This is a genomic window from Acidovorax sp. Leaf78, from assembly GCF_001422735.1.
Taxonomy (GTDB): domain Bacteria; phylum Pseudomonadota; class Gammaproteobacteria; order Burkholderiales; family Burkholderiaceae_C; genus Acidovorax.
Map to the genome: position 1 here is coordinate 46,738 of NZ_LMLZ01000021.1, position 19,842 is coordinate 66,579.

The following is a 19,842-nucleotide window of genomic DNA, read 5'->3' on the forward strand; positions in this document are numbered from 1 at the left end:
CCCCATGCTTTCGACCCGGCTTCAGGACACGGCACTGCGCTACTTTCTGGAGGTCGTGCGCAGCGGTTCGGTCAGCGAGGCCGCCACGCGCCTGAACGTGTCGCCCTCGGCCGTGAGCCGGCAGGTGGCCGCGCTCGAAGACCTGCTCTCCGTGCCGCTGTTCGAGCGGCGCCCGCGCGGCATGGCGCCCAGCGCCGCCGGCGAGCTGCTGGCGGCCTACGCCCGGCGCGGCGCGCTGGAGGCGGACCGCGTGGTGTCGGACATTGCGGCGCTGCAGGGCCTGCACACCGGGCTGGTGCGCGTGTGCAGCTCGGCCGGCTTTGCCATCGAATTCCTGCCGCGGGTGATGGCGCAGTTCCGCACGCAGTACCCCGGCATCCAGTTCCACCTGCGGGTGGTCAGCCCCGCAGCCGTGACCACCGCCGTGCTCAACGGCGATGCCGACATCGGGCTGACCTACAGCCGATCGGCCGAGCGCGACATCACCGTGCAGCACCGGCTGGCATCACCCGTCATCGCCATCATGCGCAAGGACCACACGCTCGCGCGATTCGCGTCGGTCACGCTGGCGCAGATGCATGGCTACCCCATCGCCCTGCCCGAGCGCGACAACACCGTGCGCCAGCTGTTCGACATCGGCTGCAGCCAGCGCGGCCTGGTGTTCGAGCCCGCGCTGGTGTGCAACCACTTCGAGACCCTGATGCACTTCGTGCTGCACGGCGGCGGCCTTTCGATCTCGGGCGAAGTCACGGTGCGCGACCGCGTGCAGCGCGGCGAGCTGCACGCCGCGCAGATCCGCGAGCCCGGCATGGGCGCGCGCTACACCGAGCTGCAGACGCTGCACGGCCGCACCCTGCCGGCCGCCGTGCGCATGTTCCTGGAGTTCCTGCGCGGCCAGCTGCGGGACAATGCAGCGGCACCACCCGTGCCTTCCAGAAAAAAAACGCCCCCACCCAAGTCCAGATGAAGACCTCCGACATCGAGCCCTTCTTCGCCACCCTCAAGGCGGCCAACCCCATGCCCAACACGGAGCTGGAATACACCACCCCGTTCGAACTGCTGGCCGCCGTGCTGCTGTCGGCCCAAGCCACCGACGTGGGCGTGAACAAGGCCACGCGCAAGCTGTTCCCGGTGGCGGGCACGCCCCAGGCCGTCTGGGACTTGGGCCTCGAGGGCCTGGAGGGCTACATCAAGACCATCGGCCTGTACAAGAGCAAGGCCCGCCACCTGCTGCAGACCTGCCAGATCCTGGTGGAGCAGCACGGCAGCCAGGTCCCCCGCACCCGCGAAGCCCTGGAGGCCCTGCCCGGCGTGGGCCGCAAGACGGCCAACGTGGTGCTCAACGTGGCGTTCGGCCAACCCACCATGGCGGTGGACACCCACATCTTCCGCGTGAGCAACCGCACCGGCCTGGCCCCGGGCAAAAACCCGCTGGCCGTGGAGCTGCAGCTGATGAAGCGCGTGCCCCCCGAGTACGCCGTGGACTCGCACCACTGGCTCATCCTGCACGGCCGCTATGTGTGCCAGGCGCGCAAGCCGCACTGCTGGGAGTGCGTGGTGGCACGGTATTGCGATTTCGAGCCGAAGGTGATGGCGCCTTGATCCATACGGCCTGCCGCTACAGATTCGATAGCTGCTCGCGCTTAACAGTCAAGCGGTAGAGGCCTCAAAGCCTTCATGCTTGGCGAGCGACTGCATGTTTGCGCAGCCAGGCGGCAAAGGCTTCTTCCGAAATGTCTCCGGCAGCGACGGCGAGCATGGTCATCACGCAAGACGCATCATCCGCAGCCAACGTCCACCCGTTCAGACGCAGAAACAGTTCCGCCGCCACGAAGCCTGTACGCTTGTTGCCGTCAATGAAAGGATGGTTGCGAGAAATGCCGTAGCCGTACGACGCGGCCAAGGCAGGGGCATCGGGCGGCGGCTCGCCGTAGTGGCTCAGATGGAGCGGCTTGCCCAATGCCGAATCCAGCAATCCTGCATCACGCACGCCTGCACCTCCGCCATGCTCTGCCAACTGCATTTCATGGATGGCAACAATGACAGCCCTGTCCAGCCAGACCCACTGGCTCATTTGGCCAACTCGTGCAAAACGGCCCGACGCTCTTTCATGATCTCGCGCGCAACGCGCATCTGCGCTTCGAATTCCGGATTGTGGGTCGTGATGCGCAAGCCATCAGGTGACTCGGTCACGTACAGCTCATCGCCCTTCTCCAACTGCAGTCGCGCCAGCAGCTCCTTGGGGAAGATGGCTCCGACAGAGTTACCGACTTGGGTGAGTTTGAGGGTGTGCATGGGAACTCCAGTAATTACACATGTAATACTAAACCTGCCCGCTGCCTCCGTCAAACGTAGCGTTAATTCCCAGATCTGCCATATCGACTGAAACGCCAGCCCAGCTGACATCAAACCCCGCCACCCGACGCTCGGGCGGCACCGGGTGCGCCCGCAGCGCCCAGGTCGCACCCGCCACCACGCTGTCGATCACCGGCACGCCCACTTGCGGCTGCACGGCGGCGGCCATGCCGGCCAGGCCCGCACCGCCCAGGATGACCGCCTGCACACCCATCTGGCGCACGACATCGCGGCAGGCCTGGGCCAGCAAGGCGCGGGCAGCGTCCGGGTCGGCAGCCAGCTGAGCGCCTGTGGGGGCCACGGTGTGGATACCTGCCAGCCCGTGCGCATGCCCCAGGGCCTGCGCCAGGCGCTGCAGCATGGGGCCCCAGCGCTCGCCACCGGTGACGATGGCAAAGCGGCCGTGGCGGGCGGCTTCGATGAAGGACGCTTCGGCCAGGCCGGTCACGGGCACCGGGCTGCTTTCACGCAGGGCCATGAGTCCCGGGTCGCCAAAGCAGCCGATCAGCACGGCATCGGGCGGCGGCTGCCTGCCCTGCGGCTGTGCCAGGTCATGGGCCCAGGCGTCGAGCGCGGCATGCGCTGCCACGGCGTAGCTCGCCTCGCAGGCGATGTACGGCGCACCGAAACGGGCGGTGGCAGTGCGCACTGCCACATGCGAGCCGGCAGCGGCCTGCACGTGGTGCTGCAGCAGCGTGCTCACGCTGGCGGAGGTGTTGGGGTTGATGACCAGCAGTTGGCGCACGGTTAAAGAAGGTCGTGGAGGTCGGGTCGATGCGTTCAGGCCGCGCGGCCCAGCAGCAGACCGATGAGGTCGGGCGCATCGCTGGCGGGCGGGGTGAACTCCAGCTGGGACTCGATGCGTTTCAAATGGTCCAGCATCAGCCGCGCCGCCTCGCGCGCGTCGCGCAAGCGGATGGCGTCGATCAGCGCGCGGTGCTCCCGGCAGCCGCAGGCCGTGGCCTCCTCGCGCTCGCGGGCATGGCTGGGGCTATAGGTCATGAGGATGAGCGAGGTGCGCGAGACCAGTTCGCGCAGGATGCGCCCGAGCGTCTGGTGGCCCGCGGCCTGGGCGATGTGCAGGTGAAAGTCGCCCGACAGGCGGATGGCCCGGCGCATGTCGCCACCGGCGCGCGCAGCCTCTTCGTCGTCGATGCAGGTGCGCAGCGCGGCAATGTCGGCGTCGGTGGCGTTGGCGATGAAAAGCTCGACCAGCCGCGGCTCGAGCAGGCGACGGACCTCGAAAACTTCGCGCGCCTCTTCCGGTGTCGGCTGGGCGATGGACGCGCCCCGGTTGGGTGTGAGCGTGACCACCTGCTCGTTGGCCAGCCGCACCAGCAGCGGCCGCACGCGCGTGCGCGACACGCCGAAGGCCGCTGCCAGCTTGTCTTCGACCAGCTTGGTGCCGGGCGGCAGGCGGTGGTCCAGAATGGCCGACACCATGCGGTCGTACATGTCGTTGTCGCTCAGCTGGCCCGGGACGTCGGCCATAGGCGACTGCATGGTCGACTGAACGGGCGATTCGGCGGGCGCGGAGGCGGGGGCAGAAGCGGCAGCCTGGGCTGCGCGCCGGGGTTTCTTGGCAGTCGTGGTCATAGATGTGCCGTTTTTACCCCGAACGGCCCTTGCGCCCGCGGCCCAATGCCCACACCAGGGCGAGCGTGATGCCCATGACCACGAACGACACCACCGTGGTCAGGGTGCCCAGCGCGTAGATCGACGGCGTGGTGACCGTGCTGGTCAGGCCCTGCAGCTCCAGCGGCAGCGTGTTCACGTCGCCGATGGCCTGCGAGGTGCGGGCGATCTCGTCCCAGCTGAGCGTGAAGCCGAACATGCCGATGCCCACCACCGAGGGCGCGATCAGCGGCAGCACCACATGGGCAAAGCCCTGCCAGGGCGTGGCGCCCAGGTCGCGCGCGGCCTCTTCGTACGCCGGGTTGAAGCGGTTGAACACCGCGAACATGATCAGCAGGCCGAACGGCAGCGTCCAGGTCAGGTGCGCGCCCAGGGCCGAGGTGAACAGGCCGAGCGACGTGCCGTAGCCCTCCAGCGCGCTCTCCATGCCCAGCCATTCGAGCGCGGCCTTGATGCCGTTGTCGATGAGCCGGAACTCCAGCCCGATGCCCAGCGAGACGATGATGGACGGCATGATCAGGCTGGCCACGACGATGAAGAACAGCGTGTTGCCGCCCGCCAGCCTCTTGCGAAAGGCCAGGCCCGCCAGCACCGACAGCACCACCGTGCACAGCATCACCGCCACACCCAGGCCCAGCGAGCGCCACAGCGCCGCGCCGATGTCCACCACGCCCAAGCCTTCGGCCAGCTTGTGGAACCAGTGCAGCGACACGCCGCGCATGGGAAAGGTCAGCCCGCCTTCGGGGCCCTGGAAGCTCAGGATGAAGATGACGAACATGGGCCCGTACATGAACAGCACGAACAGGCTGAACACGATGGCCAGCAGCCAGAAGCTGGCGGGGCGGGATTCGCGAGGAGCTTTCATGCGGGATTCCTACGATGGACCAATTTCGGCAACAAGCCATTCAACATGGCATGAACCAAGCCAGTGACACCGTGGAGCCGGCTTTGCCGGGCCACCGGTGTCGCCCCCTGGAGGGGGGTGGCGGCTACACGAAGTGAGCAAGCAACGGGGGTGTTCATAGTTCTTTTCGGATGTCCACGAGGCGCGTGAGGCCCCAGATGATCATGAGCACCACCGCGAGCAGGATCACGGCATTGGCCGCGGCCAGCGGGAACTGCAGGTACGACGTCTGCACCTGGATGATCTTGCCGATGGAGGCGATCTGCTGGCCGCCCATCACGCCGATGGTGACGAAGTCGCCCATGACGATGGTGATCACGAAAATGGACCCGATGATGATGCCGGTGCGCGACAGCGGCACGATCACGTTCCACAGCGTCTGCCAGCCGCTGGCCCCGCTGTCGCTGGCGGCCTCGATGAGGCTGCGGTCGATGCGCATCATGCTGTTGAAGATGGGCACGATCATGAACATGGTGTACAGGTGCACGAAGGCCAGCACCACCGAGAAGTCCGAGAACAGCAGCCATTCGACGGGCTGATCGACCAGCCCCGCCCCCACCAGGGTCTGGTTCACCAGCCCGTTGCGCCCCAGCAGCGGCACCCACGAGATCATGCGGATCACGTTCGACGTCCAGAACGGAATGGTGCACAGCACGAACAGCAGCGTCTGCATGCCCGACGAGCGCACATGAAAGGCCAGGAAATAGGCCACCGTGAAGCCGATCACCAGCGTGATCAGCCACACCAGAAAACTGAACTTGAGCGTGGACCAGTACGTCTTGAGCGTGACGCACAGGCCGTCTGACGCATCGCCACAGCCCGCAAAGATCGACACGTAGTTCTTGAACGTGAAGCCCGGCAGCAATTCGTACTCGTTGAAGTCCCAGAAGCTGACCATCACGATCAGCGCGAGCGGCACCAGGAAGAACAGCACGAACACCAGCGTGAACGGCGCGGCCTGCCACCAGGCGGCAATGCCGCGCCCGGGGGCGGCGCTGGCAGGCAAGGTCGGAGTGTGGGTGGTGCTCATGGTGGTGCGGTTCAGCCAAATTAGCGCAAGAGAACGTGACTATTCACAAGGATTCGCGTTCGATCGATCCGAGCCGTTCGGGCTGAGCCTGTCGAAGCCTCGTGCGGCGCTTCGACAGGCTCAGCGTGAACGGGTTGGGATTTTTCCAATGACGGATCGGCACAAAAAGTCATGCTGAGCCCTCACTTCGACAAGCTCAGTGCGAACGGTTGGGGGTGGATTGGGGTCGGATTGGGGGTTGCGGTGAACACACGCCCTCCCCCAAACCGTTCGGGCTGAGCCTGTCGGAGCCAGGCCCCGCCCTTCACTCCGTCAGGCCGCGACGAATTCATTCCACTTCTGAACCATGTAGTTGTTCTCGTCCATCAGCGCGTTCCAGCAGGCGATGCCACCCATGCGCGATTCATAGCTGCCGCCGTCGCGCACCGCGCCGGTCTTGGCCAGCACGTCGCCATTGGGGCTCTTGATGTCCTGCGTGGCGGGCTTGCCTTCCATCCAGTAGGCCCACTCGTAGGCTTCCATCTTGGACTTGGCGGTCTCCAGCACGGCGCTGTAGTAGCCCTGGCGGTTCAGGTACGCACCGGCCCAGCCGTCCAGGAACCAGTTGATGAACTCGTACGCGCCATCAAGCTTGCGGCCGCTCAATGTGGCCGGCAGGCCAAAGCCTGCAGCCCAGGCGCGGTAGCCTTCCTTGAGCGGCTGGAAGTTGCAGGCGATGCCCTTGGTGCGCACGGCGGTGACGGCCGGGCTCCACATCGACTGGATCACCACCTCGCCCGATGCCATCAGGTTGACCGACTCGTTGAAGTCCTTCCACAGCGCGCGGAACTGGCCCTGCTTCTTGGCTTCGATCAGGGTCTTGATCGTGAGGTCGATCTCCTTCTTGGTCATGTTGCCCTTGTCAGGATACTTGTAGATGCCCATGGCCTCGACCACCATGGCGGCGTCCATGATGCCGATCGAAGGAATGTTCAGGATCGCGGTCTTGCCCTTGAACTCGGGGTTCAGAAGCTCGGCCCAGGAGCTGATGGGGCGCTTGATCAAATCGGGGCGGATGCCCAGCGTGTCGGCGTTGTACACGGTGGGGATCAGCGACATGAACTGCGTGGGCGCGGTTGCGAACTTCTTGGATTTTTCGCCTTCCAGGTAGATCACCTTCTTGGGCGCCGTGCCCTGGTCGCCCACGGCCTTGCCGGCCACCATGCCGGTGGTGAACAGCGTGGTGATCTTGTCGGCGTTCTTGATGCGCTTGGTGTCGATGCCCTTCAAGTTGCCCGTGGGCACGATCTTTTTCAGCGAGAAGTACTCGGTGTCGATCAGGTCGAAACTGTTGGGCGCGGTCACGGCGCGCTTGGTCACGTCGTCCGTGGTCACGGCCACGTACTGGATCTCGATGCCGGTGTCGGCCTTGAACTTCTCGGCAATGGCCTTGTCCTGGTTCACCGCCGTGCCCAGGTAGCGCAGCACGATCTTCTCCTGCGAATGGACGGCCGGGAACACGCCAGCGGCCAGGATGCCCGCCGTGCCCTTGAGCAGCGAGCGGCGCTGCATGCCGCCGGTGGTGTCGGAGGCGGCGGCAGCAACAACAGCGGGGGAATCAGCACGAGAGTCGTCGGACATGGGAAAGCTCCTTGGTTGGCGAAGTGGCAGGGGGTTGGAAACGAGAGGACGAACGATCAAACGAAAAAGGGTCAGGCCGGCACGGCCTGCGCAGTGGCCGCATCAGCAGCAGCAGCAGGCGCGGATACCGGCACCGTGCGGGGCGACAGCGGGTGGGCCTGCTCCGGCGTCCAGTGCAGCTGCACGCCCTGGCCCACCGCATACGGCTGGGTGGCAAAGGCGGCCTCGGACACCATCACCGAATACGCCGCCGTGGCGTTGGCCGACAGGGCCACGCCCTGCTTTTGCAGGCCCAGCAGCACATAGGTGCCCTGGTACTCCACGTCGGTCACCACGGCCTGCATGCGCTGGGCGCCCCAGGGCAGCTCGGCACTGGCAGGGGCGATCTGCAGGTGGTCGGTGCGCACGCCGACCTTGCCGTCCAGCGTATCGATCACGTTGTGGCCGCCCATGAAGCGCGCCACGAACTCGCTGGCCGGCCGGTTGTAGACCTCGTGCGGGCTGCCCACCTGCTCGATCACGCCGTGGTTCATCACCACCATGGTGTCGGCCAGGGCCATGGCTTCTTCCTGCGAGTGGGTCACGTGGATGAAAGTCAGGCCCAGCTCCTTTTGCCAGCGGCGCAGCTCGGCGCGCATCTGGATGCGCAGGAAAGGGTCCAGCGCGGAAAGCGGTTCGTCCAGCAGCAGCACGCGCGGCTGGGTGATGAGCGCGCGCGCCAGCGCCACGCGCTGCTGCTGCCCGCCCGACAGCTCGGCCGGCTTGCGATCGGCCAGGTGGCCCATGGCCACTCGCTCGAGCAGGTCGCGCGCCTTGGCTTGGCGCTCTGCCTTGGCCACGCCCTTCATCTTCAAACTGAAGGCCACGTTGTCCAGCGCCGACAGGTGCGGGAACAGCGCAAAGCTCTGGAACATCATGGCCGTGCCGCGCGCCGCGGCGGGCAGGTCGGTGATGTTGCGGTTCTCCAGCAGGATGTCGCCGCTGGTGACCGACTCGTGCCCGGCGATCATGCGCAAGGTCGTGCTCTTGCCGCAGCCCGAGGGGCCCAGCAGGCAGCAATAGCTGCCGCTCGCAATGCGCAGGTTGATCGCATCCACCGCGGGTTTGCCGTGGGCATACCGCTTGGTGAGTGCGACGATTTCGATGGCGGCCGGGGCCTTGGCAGGGGCTGGGACTTGCATGCACTGCCTATTGCAAGCGCCGTGCCAGTTTTGTACACAATCTTTTATTCACTTTGAGTACAAAATGCACCAGCATCGTGCGCACAGCGCACCAGTTGCACGAACCGCCGGCACCTCGCCCGCACGGTGCAGCCTTTTATTGGTGCGAAAACGTTTGCGCGGCGCGCCTTGCTGGTGAGCCGCTCGGCGCATGGCTATACTGAAACCGAGGCAGACACAAATACTTACCTTTACAAGAGGCGCCACCTCCCCCCACGCCGGATGACGCACCTTGACCCGCGCTCCATGATCGCCATGGCGGGCTTCATGTCCGCGGTCATGGCCATCGTGCTCCTGTTCATGCGGCGGCACTACCCGCCATCGATCCGTGGCGTGGGCGCCTGGGCGGTGGCCCCGCTGCTGTGGCTGGCCTCCACCGTGCTCTTCAGCGTGCGCGGTTTCGTACCCGACTGGCTGAGCCTGGTGCTCGCCAACGAACTGCTGGTGCTGGGCACCGTCACCTACTACATGGGCACGCGCAGCTTCATGGGGGCGCCCAGCACCTGGCGCGTGTGGGCCTGGGTCATGGCCGCCAGCACGCTGGTATTCATCGTGCTCACCTACTGGGTCCCGCACTACGCGCTGCGGGTGGCCTTCTTCTCGGCCATGATGGGTTTCATCTACGCCGCGCAGCTGCGCTTCATGCTGCGCCATGGCGAGCAGACCTTTCCGGTGCGCCTGGTGGAGGCGGTGCTGGCCCTGCACATGGCCGTGCTCGCCCTGCGGCTCGTCTCCATCGCCATCGGGCATGCGGGGGCCAACCTGATGGAGCCCTCGATGTTCCAGACCTTCTACATCGGCGCCTACGTGCTGACGGTGCTCATGCTGTCCATCGGCGCGGTGCTGATGGCCACCGACCGGCTGCGCACCGAGCTGGAACACCTGGCCACGCACGACTCGCTGACCAACACGCTCAACCGCCGCGCGCTGCTGCAGCGCTGCGAGGACGAACTGGAGCGCGCCCACCGCTACGGCCAGGGCCCGTCCATCATGATGCTGGACCTGGACAACTTCAAGGCCGTGAACGACACCCACGGCCACCAGCACGGCGATGCGGTGCTGGTGCACTTTGCCGACAGCACACGGCAGGTGCTGCGCCGGCAAGACCGCCTGGGCCGCTACGGCGGGGAGGAATTCATGGTGCTGCTGCCCGGTGCCGATGCCGCAGCCGCCGCGCAGGTGGCCCAGCGCATCCACGCCGCCCTGGCCGCGGGCCACGCCCTCGACTGCCAGGTCAGCATCGGCGTGACCAGCTGGCAGGGGCCGGACGAGACGCTGGACGCGATGCTCTCGCGCGCCGATGCGGCGCTGTACCGCGCCAAGGAACAGGGCCGCAACCGCACCGTGGCGGCCTGACGCAGGCCACCCGTCAGGCTGTCTGCGTGGCCACGCCGGCCGACTCGAAGCTCGCCATCTCGCCCAGCACCGCGCAGGCCGACTGCAGCAACGGCCAGGCCAGCGCCGCGCCCGAGCCCTCGCCCAGGCGCAGGCCCAGGTCCAGCAGCGGCTCGGCCTGCATCTGCGCCAGCATGAGGCTGTGGCCCCGTTCGCCCGAGCGGTGGGCGAACACGCAGCGCTGCAGCACATGCGGCTGCAGGCGGCTGGCCACCAGAACAGCAGCACTGGTGATGAAGCCGTCCACCACGATCACGCGGCGCTCGGCAGCCGCCTGCAGCACCGCGCCGACCAGTGTGGCCACCTCGAAGCCGCCCAGGGCCGCCAGTGCATCGAGCGCACTGGTGGCCTCGGCGTTCACATCCAGTGCCTGCTGCAGCACGGCGCGCTTGCGCTCGATGCCGGCGGCGTCGAGCCCGGTGCCCGCACCCGTCACCTCGGCCAGCGGCAGGCCGGCCAGGCGCGCGAGCAGCAGCGACGCCACCGACGTGTTGCCGATGCCCATCTCGCCCAGCAGCAGCGCATTGCCGGGCAGGCCGCGCACCACCTCTACGCCATTCGCCAGGGCCTCGCTGCACTGCGCTGCCGTCATCGCAGGGCCCACGGACGCATCTTGCGTGCCCAGCGCCACCTTGCGCAGCAGCAATTGCGGCTGGCCCGGCGCGGCATCACGCGCCGCGATGGGCTTGCCCACGCCGCAGTCCACCACCGTGAGGCCCAGGCCGTGCTGGCGCGCCAGCACGCTCACGGCGGCGCCACCGGCCAGGAAGTTCTCGACCATCTGCCAGGTCACGTCGCTCGGAAACGCCGACACGCCCCTTGCGGCCAGCCCGTGGTCGCCCGCGCACACCAGCATCTGCGGCGCATGCAGTGCAGGTGTCTCGGTGCCCTGGATGACGCCCAGGCGCAGCGCCAGGCGCTCCAGCGCGCCCAATGAACCGAGCGGCTTGGTCTTGTAATCGATCACATGCTGCAGGCGGGCGGCCAACGCGGCATCATGCAAATCATCAACGGACGGTAGAACGAAAGGTGCAGTCATGGTGGTAGTGAACACAAAGAATGACGCTGTGCACGCTGCGGCACAGCAGGGTTACGCGAAAGAGGCCCAGGCCTACGCGCGCGGCCGGCCGGACTACCCGGCGGCGCTGTCGGACTGGCTGGCGCACACCCTGGGCCTGGGCCCGGGGCGGCAGGTGGCCGATGTGGGTGCGGGCACGGGCAAGTTCACCGCGCTGCTGGCGACCACCGGCGCGGATGTGGTGGGCGTGGAGCCGGTGGACGCGATGCGCGCCAAGATCGACGCGCTGCAGTTGCCCACGGTGCGCACGCTGGCAGGCACGGCGCAGGCCATCCCGCTGCCCGATGCCACGCTCGACGCGGTGGTCTGCGCGCAGGCGTTCCACTGGTTCGCGGGCACCGACGCGCTGGACGAGTTCCACCGCGTGCTGCGCCCCGGCGGCAAGCTCGGCCTGGTCTGGAATGTGCGCGACGAGTCCGTGGACTGGGTGGCCGAGCTGACCACCATCATCACGCCCTTCGAAGGCGATGCCCCGCGGTTCTACAAGGGCGACTGGAAGCAACCGTTCCCCCACCCCGGCTTCAGCGCCCTGGCCGAGACGCGACTGCAGCACGAACACGTGGGCCCGCCAGAGCAGGTCATCATCGACCGCTTCATGTCGGTGAGCTTCATCGCCGCGCTGCCCGATGCCGAGCGCCAGCAAGTGCGTGCGCAGATCGAAGAACTCATCGCCCGCCATCCCGCGCTGCGCGGGCAAGACACCGTGCGGTTCCCGTACACCACGCTCGCATACCACTGCGAGCGGCTCTGAGGCGGCGCGCACCGTCATGCCGCAGCAGGCGTGATGCCAGGCACCGGTCGCGCTATCAACGCAGCCAGCACGCCGGGCGCAAAGCAAGCATCGGCGGACCGCGCTAGGCCGTCGAACACGCTGTCGAGCGTGGGGGCGCGCGTGCCGAACAGCGCGTGCAGCACCGCCGTGTCTTCGAACAGGCCGTGCAGGTAGACCCCCAGCACATTGCCCGCCGCATTGGTCCAGGCCAGGCCCGGCATCACCTCGCGCGCCACATCGCCCCCGGCGGCCATGGCCGGGTGCTGCGCGGTCTGCCCGTGGTGGATCTCGTAGCCCGACACCTCCACCCCTGACAACGCGCTCCATGCGCCCGCCAGCGTGCCCCAGCGGGTGCGCGTGAGCCGCACCGTCTTATCGCGCGCAAAGGCGGTCACCAGCGGCAACAGGCCCAGGCCGGGCGCGTTGCCGTCGATGCCGTCGGTGTCGATCAGCGCCTCGCCCAGCATCTGCAGGCCGCCGCACACGCCCAGCACCCGCCCGCCGCGCGCGGCATGGGTGGCGATGGCCCCGTCAAGGCCTTGGGCGCGCAGCCAGGCCAGGTCGTACGCCGTGGCCTTGGAGCCGGGCAGCACCACCCAGTCGGCAGGTGCGAGCCCCGCCAGATCGGCTGGACTGCGCACCCACTGCAGGCGCACGCCGGGCACGTTCTTGAGCGGCTGAAACTCATCCAGGTTGCTGATGCGCGGGTAGGCGATGACGGCCACGGTGGTGTGCACTGCGCCGGCTGCGGTGCTGCGGTCGTCGAAGACACCGTCCTCTTCGGGCAATCCGTGGTGCCACTGCATAGGGATGGTGGCCACCGTGGGCACGCCGGTCAGGTCCTGCAGCATCTGCGGCGCGGGGGCCAGCAAGGCAGCGTCGCCGCGAAACTTGTTGAGCACAAAGCCGTGGATGAGCGCGCGCTCGTCTTCGGGCAACAGCGCCCAGGTGCCGTACAGGTGCGCAAACGCGCCGCCCCGGTCGATGTCGGTCACCAGCAGGCAGCGCGCATCGCTGTGGCGGGCCACGCGCATGTTCACGATGTCGCTGGCGTGCAGGTTGATCTCCGCGGGCGAGCCCGCGCCTTCGATCACCACCACGTCGTTCTCGGCGCGCAGGGCGTCCAGCGCAGCGGCGATCTGCGGCCACACGCGTTCGCTGCGGCCGCGCCAGGGCAGCGCGGTCAGCTCGGCGCTCACCTGCCCCATCAGCACCACCTGGCTCTTGGTGTCGGCCTCGGGCTTGAGCAGCAGCGGGTTCATGCGCACCTCGGGCGTGGCGCGGGCCGCCAGCGCCTGGAAGTACTGCGCGCTGCCGATCTCGCCCCAGGCGCCAAAGCCACCCGCGTCGGCGCCCGTGCCGCCGGGGCCGGGCACCACGCGCGCGTTGTTGCTCATGTTCTGCGCCTTGAAAGGCGCCACCTTCAGGCCCTGGTTGCTGTACCAGCGGCACAGGGCGGTGGTGAGCCAGCTTTTGCCGGCGCCGCTGGTGGTGCCCAGCACCATCACGCAGCGGGCCAGCGAGGAAGGTTGCGAAGGCACGGTCATTAGGAATGAAACGAATGCTGCCGACTATAGCCTGCGCGCGCCTAAAGATCACATCGTGCCTACCTCAAAATCCGACTATTGATCGATTGCTGTATCTCCCCCTCGGAGTGGCACGCAGCCCTATTATCAGGCCTCTTTGTTCTCCTTGATACTGAAACCCATTTCGCTCGTTGCGCCCTTACCACCCTGTGCCGTCTGCTCAGAGTACTCAGTCTTGATTTTTGCGGCTTGAAAGCCGTAGTTCACCATAACAATGTCGCCCTCAGCGGTTCCACTGACAGCCACGTTAGTAACAATCACATCAGTCAGTGTGATTTTAAAAAATTCGATCTGCGCACCACCAGCCTTACACATCGAGATTTCCATCTGACCCAGGTGTTTGCCTGTGGCGCAGTGCTTGAGCACGGCAGGATAAGCCTTGTCAATATGAGCAGTGATGTTCAGATTCTGAAATGTCGCCTTACCAGCACCGGCCCCGCCACCCGTCGCCATAGAGTGCGGCTGAGAGGTACCCCAAGTGAACGACTTGACATCGGTCCAATCCTTGTGCGAAGCATCTTTTGACTCGCCGATGGCGCCTTCCACTTTCATAAAAATTGCAACTGCCATTACCAATCTTTCGTCATTTAAATTAATTTAGCAAAGCCACAAGCAATGCACCCAAATAAAAACACAAGGTTGCAAAAAAGGATCAAAAAAAGGGATAATCCAACAAGTATTGTTTTACGCCAGCCTCAGGAATCTTTAATTTGCAACACTCTACTCGTGCTTGAAAATAAAATGCGAGATAAAATCACATTACAGCAAAAATCAAAAGACATTTTTGACAGACACTTCCAGCAAAGACAAAAACACACAGCCAAAGAAATTATTTTCTAGAATGCACGCCTTGCCAATCAAAACAATCGTTGCAACTCACCCCTCCATCAACGATCCTTGCGCAAGTGTACTAAGCAAACGGCCAAAATCACCAGCAAAACAACAATCCATACAAATTCGAAACATCATCACTGTGCACGGGTATATTTTGGCATTTTTAACCAGAAATAATACACTTTGAAACCAATTAAAGTATTAAAATACCCAATAAACACTTTTAACTTAAGATCTAAAATACTTAATATTTAAAAAATCTATTAACTTACGCAATCAGAAAAATGCCCGATTTAATTGATTATTCTTTTTTAAGCGATCTTGAAGGCGGACGACGCACAAAAGCCTATGTCCCAGCATCCGAAACCAGCAAAAGCGGTGTAACAGTGGCAACTGGATTTGATCTAGGGCAGCACTCGGAGCATGACTTAAAAAGACTAGGACTGAGTTCAACCTTGATCGTAAAATTGAAACCCTATTTGGGATTAAAGAAAGAAAAGGCAACAGAACTTCTCGACAAATCGCCGTTAACGGTAACAGCATCCGAAGCAGAAATCATCGACAAGGCTGTAAAATCGGCACACTTGGCAGCCATTAAGCTCAAATACGATACAGCTTCTAGCGAAAAAAGTTTTTTAGATCTGCCAGCTGAAGCTCAAACAGTAATTGCATCGGTTTCATTTCAGTACGGGAAGAACCTTGATGCAGTTTTACCTAAATTTTGGTCTCTAGTGGTTAAGCAAGATTGGGAAGCGACCGTCAAACTTTTGAATAATTTTGGCGACAAATATCACACCCGCAGGAGAAAAGAGGCGGCTCTTTTAGATAAGGTAAAATGAGAAATTCTTTACTTGTCGCGACAGTTCTAATTTTTCTCAGCAATGCTTTGCAGGCAAGTCAAAGCTCCGAGCAATCAACACTTGTTCAAGTATATCCAACCAACAAGAGTTTCTCGACTGCTCTAATGGACGTCAAAAAGACTCTTATCAAGTCCCGGACTCCAATAAAGTTTGAAAATGGTGCACTGGCGGATAACTGCACCGATTATTTGACATACTTAGCGACAAGTGCAACTGAAGAAACCGTTATCAACGAAGAAGTGCACTCGGAATATTTAACCTGTGAAGCGTTGTATTTAATTTCAAAAGAAAAATACATTGTCAGCAAAAATAATTTGCTTTCACCTAGTGCTGCAAGGAAAATTTTTGAGCATTTGGATTTTCGCTCTTTTCCATCATCCCTACGCAACCGCGCGGACGATCAACAACATACGTTTAAGACTCTCTTACCTTCAAGCAAAGTAAAATTATCCAAAAATTCAATAGAGGTTGAAAATAGCGAGCAATTTTTCGGATTGAAAATTGTTGGTGTGGTCCGCCGCACGGTCGTGACCAAGGGAGTAAAAGCTACCAAAACAGAATGGATTGTTTGGATTGGAGACGAAAGAAAAGACGGAAACTACAAGTCCTATTCCACCATGGTCGTGACTCCGTCGAACCCATCATCTAACGGGCCATATATAGGATCAATTTACCCGCCCGGGGTTAGTCTAGAGACACTGCCGAAGGGCCGCTAATATCTTATTAAGGACGCGTTCAGCGCGCACCCAGGGGCCGCACCATGCGGTCCATGATGTGGTCGAGCGCCGCCGCCGCATCGGTGCAGCGGCCGGTGTGCACCGGGGACGTCTGAATGATCGCGCTGCGCCGCGCCGTCAGCCAGTGAAAGCGCGAGCGGAAGGGCAACTGCGCAATCGGCCCGCAACCCGCCTCGCCCGCGCAGATGGCGACGATGGCCGACAGGTGGCGGCGCACGGTGTCGATGTCGACCTGCGGGTCCATGGCCAGCAGGCGCGCCTCGTCGAGCGCGATCGCCGCTTGCAGGAAGCCGCTGCGGTGGCACGACAGGATCACGCCGGCGTTGACGAATTCTTCGCGCTCCACACGCGGCACCACGCGCACGACGGCGTAGTCGTACACGTCCATCTCAGCGCTGCGCATCGAAGGCTCCCTTCAACGCATCCACCCAGGCGGCACGGCCTTCCAGGCGCGCGCAGAAATGGTCCACATAGGCCTGGCGGTGGCTGGCCGGTGCCGACAGCGGGCCCTCGGTGTGCTCAGCCCCGGCGATGGCCAGGAACTCGTCGGGCACATCGGCCAGGATGTGGGTGAGCACATCGCGCGTGAGCAGCGCGGCCAGCTCGCCATCCACCTGCGCAATGGCGGTGGCGCGGTGCAGCAGCACGTGGTCGGCCATGGGTGCAAACGGCTTGGCCGGCTGCGCCACCGCGCCGTTCCACGCATGGTGAAAAGTCAGCGATGCGCCGTGGTCGATGAGCCAGGGCTTGCGGTGCCACATCAGCAGGTTGGTGTTGCGCGCGGTGCGGTCCACATTGGCCACTAGGGCGTCGAACCACACCAGGCGCGACGCGAAGTCGTCGGTCACCTCGTCGACCGCCGGGTCGAAGTTGAGCGCACCCGACAGGTAATCGAGCCCCACGTTGAGGCCGGCGCTGGCGCGCACCAGGTCTTGGATCTCGGGGTCGGGCTCGGTCTGCGCGAGCGCCGGGTCCAGGTCGGCCAGCACGATCTCGGGCACCGGCAGTTGCAGGGCACGGGCGATGCCGCCCGAGATGAGCTCGGCCAACAAGGCGCGCACGCCCTGCCCTGCACCGCGGAACTTGAGCACGTACAGGCCCAGGTCGTCGCCCTCGACCACGGCGGGCATGGAGCCGCCTTCACGCAGCGGCGTGACATAGCGGGTGACAGTGATGGTTCGCACGAAGTGGCGCTCCTCAGGGGTTGGATGGATCGGGCATGGTAGCGGCGGCGCGCTGCACATCGTGGACGGCGCGGGCCAGTGCCTGCTGCGCGGGGGGCGCCAGCACGCCCAGTCGCACATGGCTGGGCAGGCCAAACGAGCTGCAGTCGCGCAGCTTGATGCCGTGCGCGCGCAGAGCGCGCAGCCACTGTGCTGTCTGGGTGGATGGGGCGGTGTCGGCTGCGCGGGCAGCTTGAGAGGTATCGACCGTGTGAGATGCATCGGCCACGTGGGCAACTGACAGTTGCGCCACGAAGTAGTTCGCCAGGCTTCCAGGCACCACGCGCCAGCCCAGGGCGGCGCACAACGCCTGCTGCGCAGCCTTCCATTCGCGCAGCGTGGCCAGGCTGTGCTGCAGCCACTGCTGCACCGTGGGCAGTGTCCAGGCGGTGAGCATGGCCACACCGTGCGCGCCCACAGGCCACGAGGGCGCCAGGCGCTGCAGTGCGGCGATGCGCTCGGGGGTCTCGTGCGCCGGGGCGATGGCATAGGCGGCCCGCACGCCCGTCAGGCCCAGCGCCTTGTTGGGGGTCCACAGCTGCCAGGCCGTCGGCGGCGCGTGGGTACGGTGGCCGTCCAGGCGCAGCGGGGCGTAGGCGCAGTCCAGCACCTGCAGGGCAGTAGCTGCGCAGCCGTGTTCACGCCACGCTGCCAGCGCGGGGTCCGTCACGCCCAGCGGGCTCGACGGCTCGCACGCCCAGTGCAGGGCGGCCTGCGTTGGCAGACCACCGCGTGTTGCGCGGATGACGCCCAGGCCCCACGCCTGCGCGGCGTGTGAGTAGTCGCCATAGCTGTGCGCGGGCACCTCCACACAGGTCGCACTCTGGCGCGCAGCAAAAGCGGTAGTGCGGTGGATGAACTCACTGGCGCTGCCCGCCAGCACGATGCGGCCGGGGTCCACCGCATGCAGGTCGGCCAGGCGGGCGCGCAACGCGGTGTAGGCCGGATCCGGGTAGCGGCTGGCATCGGCGGACTGCACGCAGAGCAGCGCCTCGGGGCATGGTCCGCAGGCATTGCTGTTGGTGGAGAAGTCGTGCAGCGGCGCACCCAACGCGTCGGGCCCGCCGTGCAGGGGCGCCGAGGCGCTGCCCATGCCGCAGTCGCCATCTGCCGCCGTGTTCATGCTCATGTCGATGCTCATGTCCTGGCCCACCCCATCAGCGCCATCGCCACCAGCAGCTGCAGGCCCGCCACCAGCGGCACCAACATCAGCACCACCTTGTCGCCCTGGCGCGCCGCGCGGCGCGTGTCCAGCGGCCCGGGGGAGCTTGCCGCGCCGTTGAGCGCATACACCCCGGGCTTGGCCAGCCGCACGTTCAGCGACAGCGCCATGGCCGCCATGGGCCAGCCGCTGTTGGGCGACGGCGTCTTGCGCGCTTGCCGCACCAGCGTGCGCAGCGGCAGGCCCCCGGCGGCCAGCGCCAGCAGCAGCGCCGCGATGCGGGCAGGCACCCACGACAGCCCATCGTCCGCCCGCGCCGCCCACTTGCCGGCCCATTGCCAATACCGCCCGCCGCGCATGCCCGGGTAGCCCCACATCGCATCCGCCGTGTTGGCCATGCGGTACAGCGCGGCGCCGGGCAGCCCCAGCAGCGCAAACCAGAACAGCGGCGCCACCACCGAATCGTTGAGGTTTTCGGCCAGCGACTCGATGGCGGATTCGCGCACCTCGTCGGCCGTCAACGCACTCACATCGCGGCTCACCAGCCGCGACAGGCGCTCGCGCCCTGCGGGCAGCGACTGGCTCAGCGCAATCTCCACCGCCAGCACCTCATCGCGCAGCATCCGCCAAGCCAGCAGGGGCTTGAGCAGCAAGGCCAGCAGGGCCATGGCCAGCAGCCCATACAGCGCCAGCGTCGCGTGCTGCGCCAAGCCAGACACTATCAAAACAATAGCTGCCAGCGCACACCAGAAGAGCGCTGCTAGCCAAAAACGCTTCAAATCAGCGGCCACAGGGGCGGTGGGAGCCACCCGCTCGCCACCGTACTGCAGCGCCTTGCCCATCCACACCACAGGGTGCCAGGCCGCCGGCGGCTCCCCCAGCCACCAGTCGACGGCCAGGGCCAGCACCGGCACCCAGATCAGCACGCGCAGGGCATCCCACTGCGTGGCAGGAAGAAGCAAAGCCAGGGCGTCCATGGGATATCTACGGGCGAGAAAAAGCTCAGGACACAGAAGGCGGCAGGCGCACCACGATGCCGCTTCGCAGGCGCTCGGGGCGTTCATTGCGGTTGAGCATGCCGTCCACGGCCGTGGCATGCATCGCGCCGCAGTCCAGCACGTGGCGGGCGGTTTCCTCATCGGGCTTCAGGTCGCCGAACACGAAGGTGTGCTTGCCGGCCGCCTGGAAGGCCACCGAGCAGGCGCGCGAGCAACTGCTCAGGCAGGCCACGCCGCGCACGCGCACCTGAGCCCAAGTGCCGGCATCGTCGCCCAGCTGTGCGGCCTGCACGGCCTCGAACAGCAGTTCGCCGTCGGCCGGCAGATCACGCGATGCGCCCGCCGGGCGGCAGGTGGTGCAGACAATCACGTCGGTGGTGTGGGAAGGCGTCAAGGCAGCAGCGTCGGACATCGGAAAAAGCTCGTTCATGGA

General features: G+C 64.8%; 22 protein-coding genes. 6 read left to right on the forward strand and 16 right to left on the reverse strand.

Annotated features, from left to right (window positions below):
- Positions 1-4: 4 nt before the first annotated feature.
- Positions 5-967, forward strand: a complete 963-nt coding sequence (locus ASF16_RS16285) for a LysR family transcriptional regulator (RefSeq protein ID WP_056170624.1) — start codon at positions 5-7, stop codon at positions 965-967.
- The gene (gene nth / locus ASF16_RS16290; RefSeq protein ID WP_056169491.1) at positions 964-1,602 is read left to right on the forward strand and encodes an endonuclease III; all 639 of its coding nucleotides are present in this window, start codon (positions 964-966) and stop codon (positions 1,600-1,602) included. Before ASF16_RS16285 ends, nth begins: the two co-directional genes overlap by 4 nt.
- Before the next feature lie 73 nt (positions 1,603-1,675).
- Here nth and ASF16_RS16295 read toward each other — a convergent pair whose 3' ends face one another.
- The 8 genes from ASF16_RS16295 to ASF16_RS16330 all read right to left on the reverse strand — a co-directional run bounded on the left by ASF16_RS16295 (position 1,676) and on the right by ASF16_RS16330 (position 8,725).
- A complete protein-coding gene (locus tag ASF16_RS16295; protein WP_056169493.1) occupies positions 1,676-2,074 on the reverse strand; it encodes a type II toxin-antitoxin system death-on-curing family toxin in 399 nt (132 codons plus the stop codon).
- On the reverse strand, positions 2,071-2,295 hold the full coding sequence (locus ASF16_RS16300; protein ID WP_056169497.1) for an AbrB/MazE/SpoVT family DNA-binding domain-containing protein: 225 nt from the start codon (positions 2,293-2,295) through the stop codon (positions 2,071-2,073). Before ASF16_RS16300 ends, ASF16_RS16295 begins: the two co-directional genes overlap by 4 nt.
- A gap of 28 nt (positions 2,296-2,323) precedes the next feature.
- Positions 2,324-3,100, reverse strand: coding sequence for an aspartate/glutamate racemase family protein (locus tag ASF16_RS16305; protein ID WP_056169500.1), 777 nt, complete (start codon positions 3,098-3,100; stop codon positions 2,324-2,326).
- 35 nt (positions 3,101-3,135) lie between these two features.
- Positions 3,136-3,951, reverse strand: coding sequence for a GntR family transcriptional regulator (locus ASF16_RS16310; protein ID WP_056169503.1), 816 nt, complete (start codon positions 3,949-3,951; stop codon positions 3,136-3,138).
- Between the two features lie 13 nt (positions 3,952-3,964).
- Positions 3,965-4,855: an ABC transporter permease gene (locus ASF16_RS16315; RefSeq protein WP_056169505.1), complete on the reverse strand. Its 891-nt coding sequence runs from the start codon at positions 4,853-4,855 to the stop codon at positions 3,965-3,967.
- 154 nt (positions 4,856-5,009) lie between these two features.
- Complete coding sequence (locus ASF16_RS16320; RefSeq protein ID WP_056169510.1) at positions 5,010-5,924, reverse strand: ABC transporter permease; 915 nt, start codon at positions 5,922-5,924, stop codon at positions 5,010-5,012.
- A gap of 312 nt (positions 5,925-6,236) precedes the next feature.
- Positions 6,237-7,544 (reverse strand): PotD/PotF family extracellular solute-binding protein, encoded by a 1,308-nt coding sequence (locus ASF16_RS16325; RefSeq protein WP_056169512.1) that lies wholly within the window; start codon positions 7,542-7,544, stop codon positions 6,237-6,239.
- 71 nt (positions 7,545-7,615) lie between these two features.
- Entirely contained in the window at positions 7,616-8,725 is a 1,110-nt protein-coding gene (locus ASF16_RS16330) for an ABC transporter ATP-binding protein (protein ID WP_056169516.1), read from the reverse strand.
- A gap of 261 nt (positions 8,726-8,986) precedes the next feature.
- On the opposite strand from ASF16_RS16330, the gene ASF16_RS16335 reads away from it, so the two are divergent.
- Complete coding sequence (locus ASF16_RS16335) at positions 8,987-10,120, forward strand: GGDEF domain-containing protein (RefSeq protein ID WP_235507408.1); 1,134 nt, start codon at positions 8,987-8,989, stop codon at positions 10,118-10,120.
- A 13-nt stretch (positions 10,121-10,133) separates the two neighbouring features.
- On the opposite strand, the gene cobT is transcribed toward ASF16_RS16335, so the two are convergent.
- A complete protein-coding gene (gene cobT / locus ASF16_RS16340) occupies positions 10,134-11,198 on the reverse strand; it encodes a nicotinate-nucleotide--dimethylbenzimidazole phosphoribosyltransferase (protein ID WP_056169519.1) in 1,065 nt (354 codons plus the stop codon).
- On the opposite strand from cobT, the gene ASF16_RS16345 reads away from it, so the two are divergent.
- Positions 11,197-11,988 (forward strand): class I SAM-dependent methyltransferase, encoded by a 792-nt coding sequence (locus tag ASF16_RS16345; RefSeq protein ID WP_056169521.1) that lies wholly within the window; start codon positions 11,197-11,199, stop codon positions 11,986-11,988. The genes cobT and ASF16_RS16345 overlap by 2 nt on opposite strands.
- 14 nt (positions 11,989-12,002) lie before the next feature.
- Here the strand turns inward: ASF16_RS16345 and ASF16_RS16350 are convergent, their stop codons facing one another.
- Together ASF16_RS16350 and ASF16_RS16355 are read right to left on the reverse strand one after the other, a co-directional pair.
- Complete coding sequence (locus ASF16_RS16350) at positions 12,003-13,514, reverse strand: cobyric acid synthase (RefSeq protein ID WP_156372126.1); 1,512 nt, start codon at positions 13,512-13,514, stop codon at positions 12,003-12,005.
- 168 nt (positions 13,515-13,682) lie between these two features.
- Positions 13,683-14,165, reverse strand: a complete 483-nt coding sequence (locus tag ASF16_RS16355; RefSeq protein WP_056169527.1) for a type VI secretion system tube protein Hcp — start codon at positions 14,163-14,165, stop codon at positions 13,683-13,685.
- 548 nt (positions 14,166-14,713) lie between these two features.
- Between ASF16_RS16355 and ASF16_RS25560 the strand changes: the two genes are divergently transcribed.
- On the forward strand, positions 14,714-15,268 hold the full coding sequence (locus ASF16_RS25560; RefSeq protein WP_082516993.1) for a pesticin C-terminus-like muramidase: 555 nt from the start codon (positions 14,714-14,716) through the stop codon (positions 15,266-15,268).
- Entirely contained in the window at positions 15,265-16,005 is a 741-nt protein-coding gene (locus ASF16_RS26230) for a hypothetical protein (RefSeq protein WP_156372111.1), read from the forward strand. Before ASF16_RS25560 ends, ASF16_RS26230 begins: the two co-directional genes overlap by 4 nt.
- Positions 16,006-16,024: 19 nt before the next feature.
- Here ASF16_RS26230 and ASF16_RS16360 read toward each other — a convergent pair whose 3' ends face one another.
- The 5 genes from ASF16_RS16360 to ASF16_RS16380 are packed head-to-tail and all read right to left on the reverse strand — an operon-like array spanning position 16,025 to position 19,839.
- Entirely contained in the window at positions 16,025-16,429 is a 405-nt protein-coding gene (locus ASF16_RS16360; protein ID WP_056169530.1) for a DUF3037 domain-containing protein, read from the reverse strand.
- Entirely contained in the window at positions 16,416-17,210 is a 795-nt protein-coding gene (locus ASF16_RS16365) for a HipA family kinase (protein ID WP_056169532.1), read from the reverse strand. Before ASF16_RS16365 ends, ASF16_RS16360 begins: the two co-directional genes overlap by 14 nt.
- A gap of 13 nt (positions 17,211-17,223) precedes the next feature.
- Entirely contained in the window at positions 17,224-18,378 is a 1,155-nt protein-coding gene (locus tag ASF16_RS16370) for an aminotransferase class I/II-fold pyridoxal phosphate-dependent enzyme (RefSeq protein WP_235507409.1), read from the reverse strand.
- An 8-nt stretch (positions 18,379-18,386) separates the two neighbouring features.
- The gene (cbiB, locus tag ASF16_RS16375; RefSeq protein WP_056169535.1) at positions 18,387-19,388 is read right to left on the reverse strand and encodes an adenosylcobinamide-phosphate synthase CbiB; all 1,002 of its coding nucleotides are present in this window, start codon (positions 19,386-19,388) and stop codon (positions 18,387-18,389) included.
- Positions 19,389-19,413: 25 nt separating this feature from the next.
- Positions 19,414-19,839 carry a DUF1636 domain-containing protein gene (locus ASF16_RS16380; RefSeq protein ID WP_235507410.1) on the reverse strand — a complete coding sequence of 142 codons (426 nt, stop codon included), beginning with the start codon at positions 19,837-19,839 and terminating at the stop codon, positions 19,414-19,416.
- Positions 19,840-19,842: the final 3 nt, after the last annotated feature.

Excerpts from the sequence above, each read along its gene's own strand:
- ASF16_RS16325 (WP_056169512.1), bottom strand. The coding sequence starts at position 7,544 with ATGTCCGACGACTCTCGTGCTGATTCCCCCGCTGTTGTTGCTGCCGCC.
- ASF16_RS26230 (WP_156372111.1), top strand. The coding sequence starts at position 15,265 with ATGAGAAATTCTTTACTTGTCGCGACAGTTCTAATTTTTCTCAGCAAT.
- ASF16_RS16285 (WP_056170624.1), top strand. The coding sequence starts at position 5 with ATGCTTTCGACCCGGCTTCAGGACACGGCACTGCGCTACTTTCTGGAG.
- cobT (WP_056169519.1), bottom strand. The coding sequence starts at position 11,198 with ATGACTGCACCTTTCGTTCTACCGTCCGTTGATGATTTGCATGATGCC.
- ASF16_RS16295 (WP_056169493.1), bottom strand. The coding sequence starts at position 2,074 with ATGAGCCAGTGGGTCTGGCTGGACAGGGCTGTCATTGTTGCCATCCAT.
- ASF16_RS16315 (WP_056169505.1), bottom strand. The coding sequence starts at position 4,855 with ATGAAAGCTCCTCGCGAATCCCGCCCCGCCAGCTTCTGGCTGCTGGCC.
- ASF16_RS16380 (WP_235507410.1), bottom strand. The coding sequence starts at position 19,839 with ATGAACGAGCTTTTTCCGATGTCCGACGCTGCTGCCTTGACGCCTTCC.
- nth (WP_056169491.1), top strand. The coding sequence starts at position 964 with ATGAAGACCTCCGACATCGAGCCCTTCTTCGCCACCCTCAAGGCGGCC.
- ASF16_RS16310 (WP_056169503.1), bottom strand. The coding sequence starts at position 3,951 with ATGACCACGACTGCCAAGAAACCCCGGCGCGCAGCCCAGGCTGCCGCT.
- ASF16_RS16335 (WP_235507408.1), top strand. The coding sequence starts at position 8,987 with ATGACGCACCTTGACCCGCGCTCCATGATCGCCATGGCGGGCTTCATG.
- ASF16_RS16320 (WP_056169510.1), bottom strand. The coding sequence starts at position 5,924 with ATGAGCACCACCCACACTCCGACCTTGCCTGCCAGCGCCGCCCCCGGG.
- ASF16_RS16350 (WP_156372126.1), bottom strand. The coding sequence starts at position 13,514 with ATGGTGCTGGGCACCACCAGCGGCGCCGGCAAAAGCTGGCTCACCACC.
- ASF16_RS16355 (WP_056169527.1), bottom strand. The coding sequence starts at position 14,165 with ATGGCAGTTGCAATTTTTATGAAAGTGGAAGGCGCCATCGGCGAGTCA.
- ASF16_RS16345 (WP_056169521.1), top strand. The coding sequence starts at position 11,197 with ATGGTGGTAGTGAACACAAAGAATGACGCTGTGCACGCTGCGGCACAG.
- ASF16_RS25560 (WP_082516993.1), top strand. The coding sequence starts at position 14,714 with ATGCCCGATTTAATTGATTATTCTTTTTTAAGCGATCTTGAAGGCGGA.
- cbiB (WP_056169535.1), bottom strand. The coding sequence starts at position 19,388 with ATGGACGCCCTGGCTTTGCTTCTTCCTGCCACGCAGTGGGATGCCCTG.
- ASF16_RS16300 (WP_056169497.1), bottom strand. The coding sequence starts at position 2,295 with ATGCACACCCTCAAACTCACCCAAGTCGGTAACTCTGTCGGAGCCATC.
- ASF16_RS16370 (WP_235507409.1), bottom strand. The coding sequence starts at position 18,378 with ATGAGCATGAACACGGCGGCAGATGGCGACTGCGGCATGGGCAGCGCC.
- ASF16_RS16330 (WP_056169516.1), bottom strand. The coding sequence starts at position 8,725 with ATGCAAGTCCCAGCCCCTGCCAAGGCCCCGGCCGCCATCGAAATCGTC.
- ASF16_RS16360 (WP_056169530.1), bottom strand. The coding sequence starts at position 16,429 with ATGCGCAGCGCTGAGATGGACGTGTACGACTACGCCGTCGTGCGCGTG.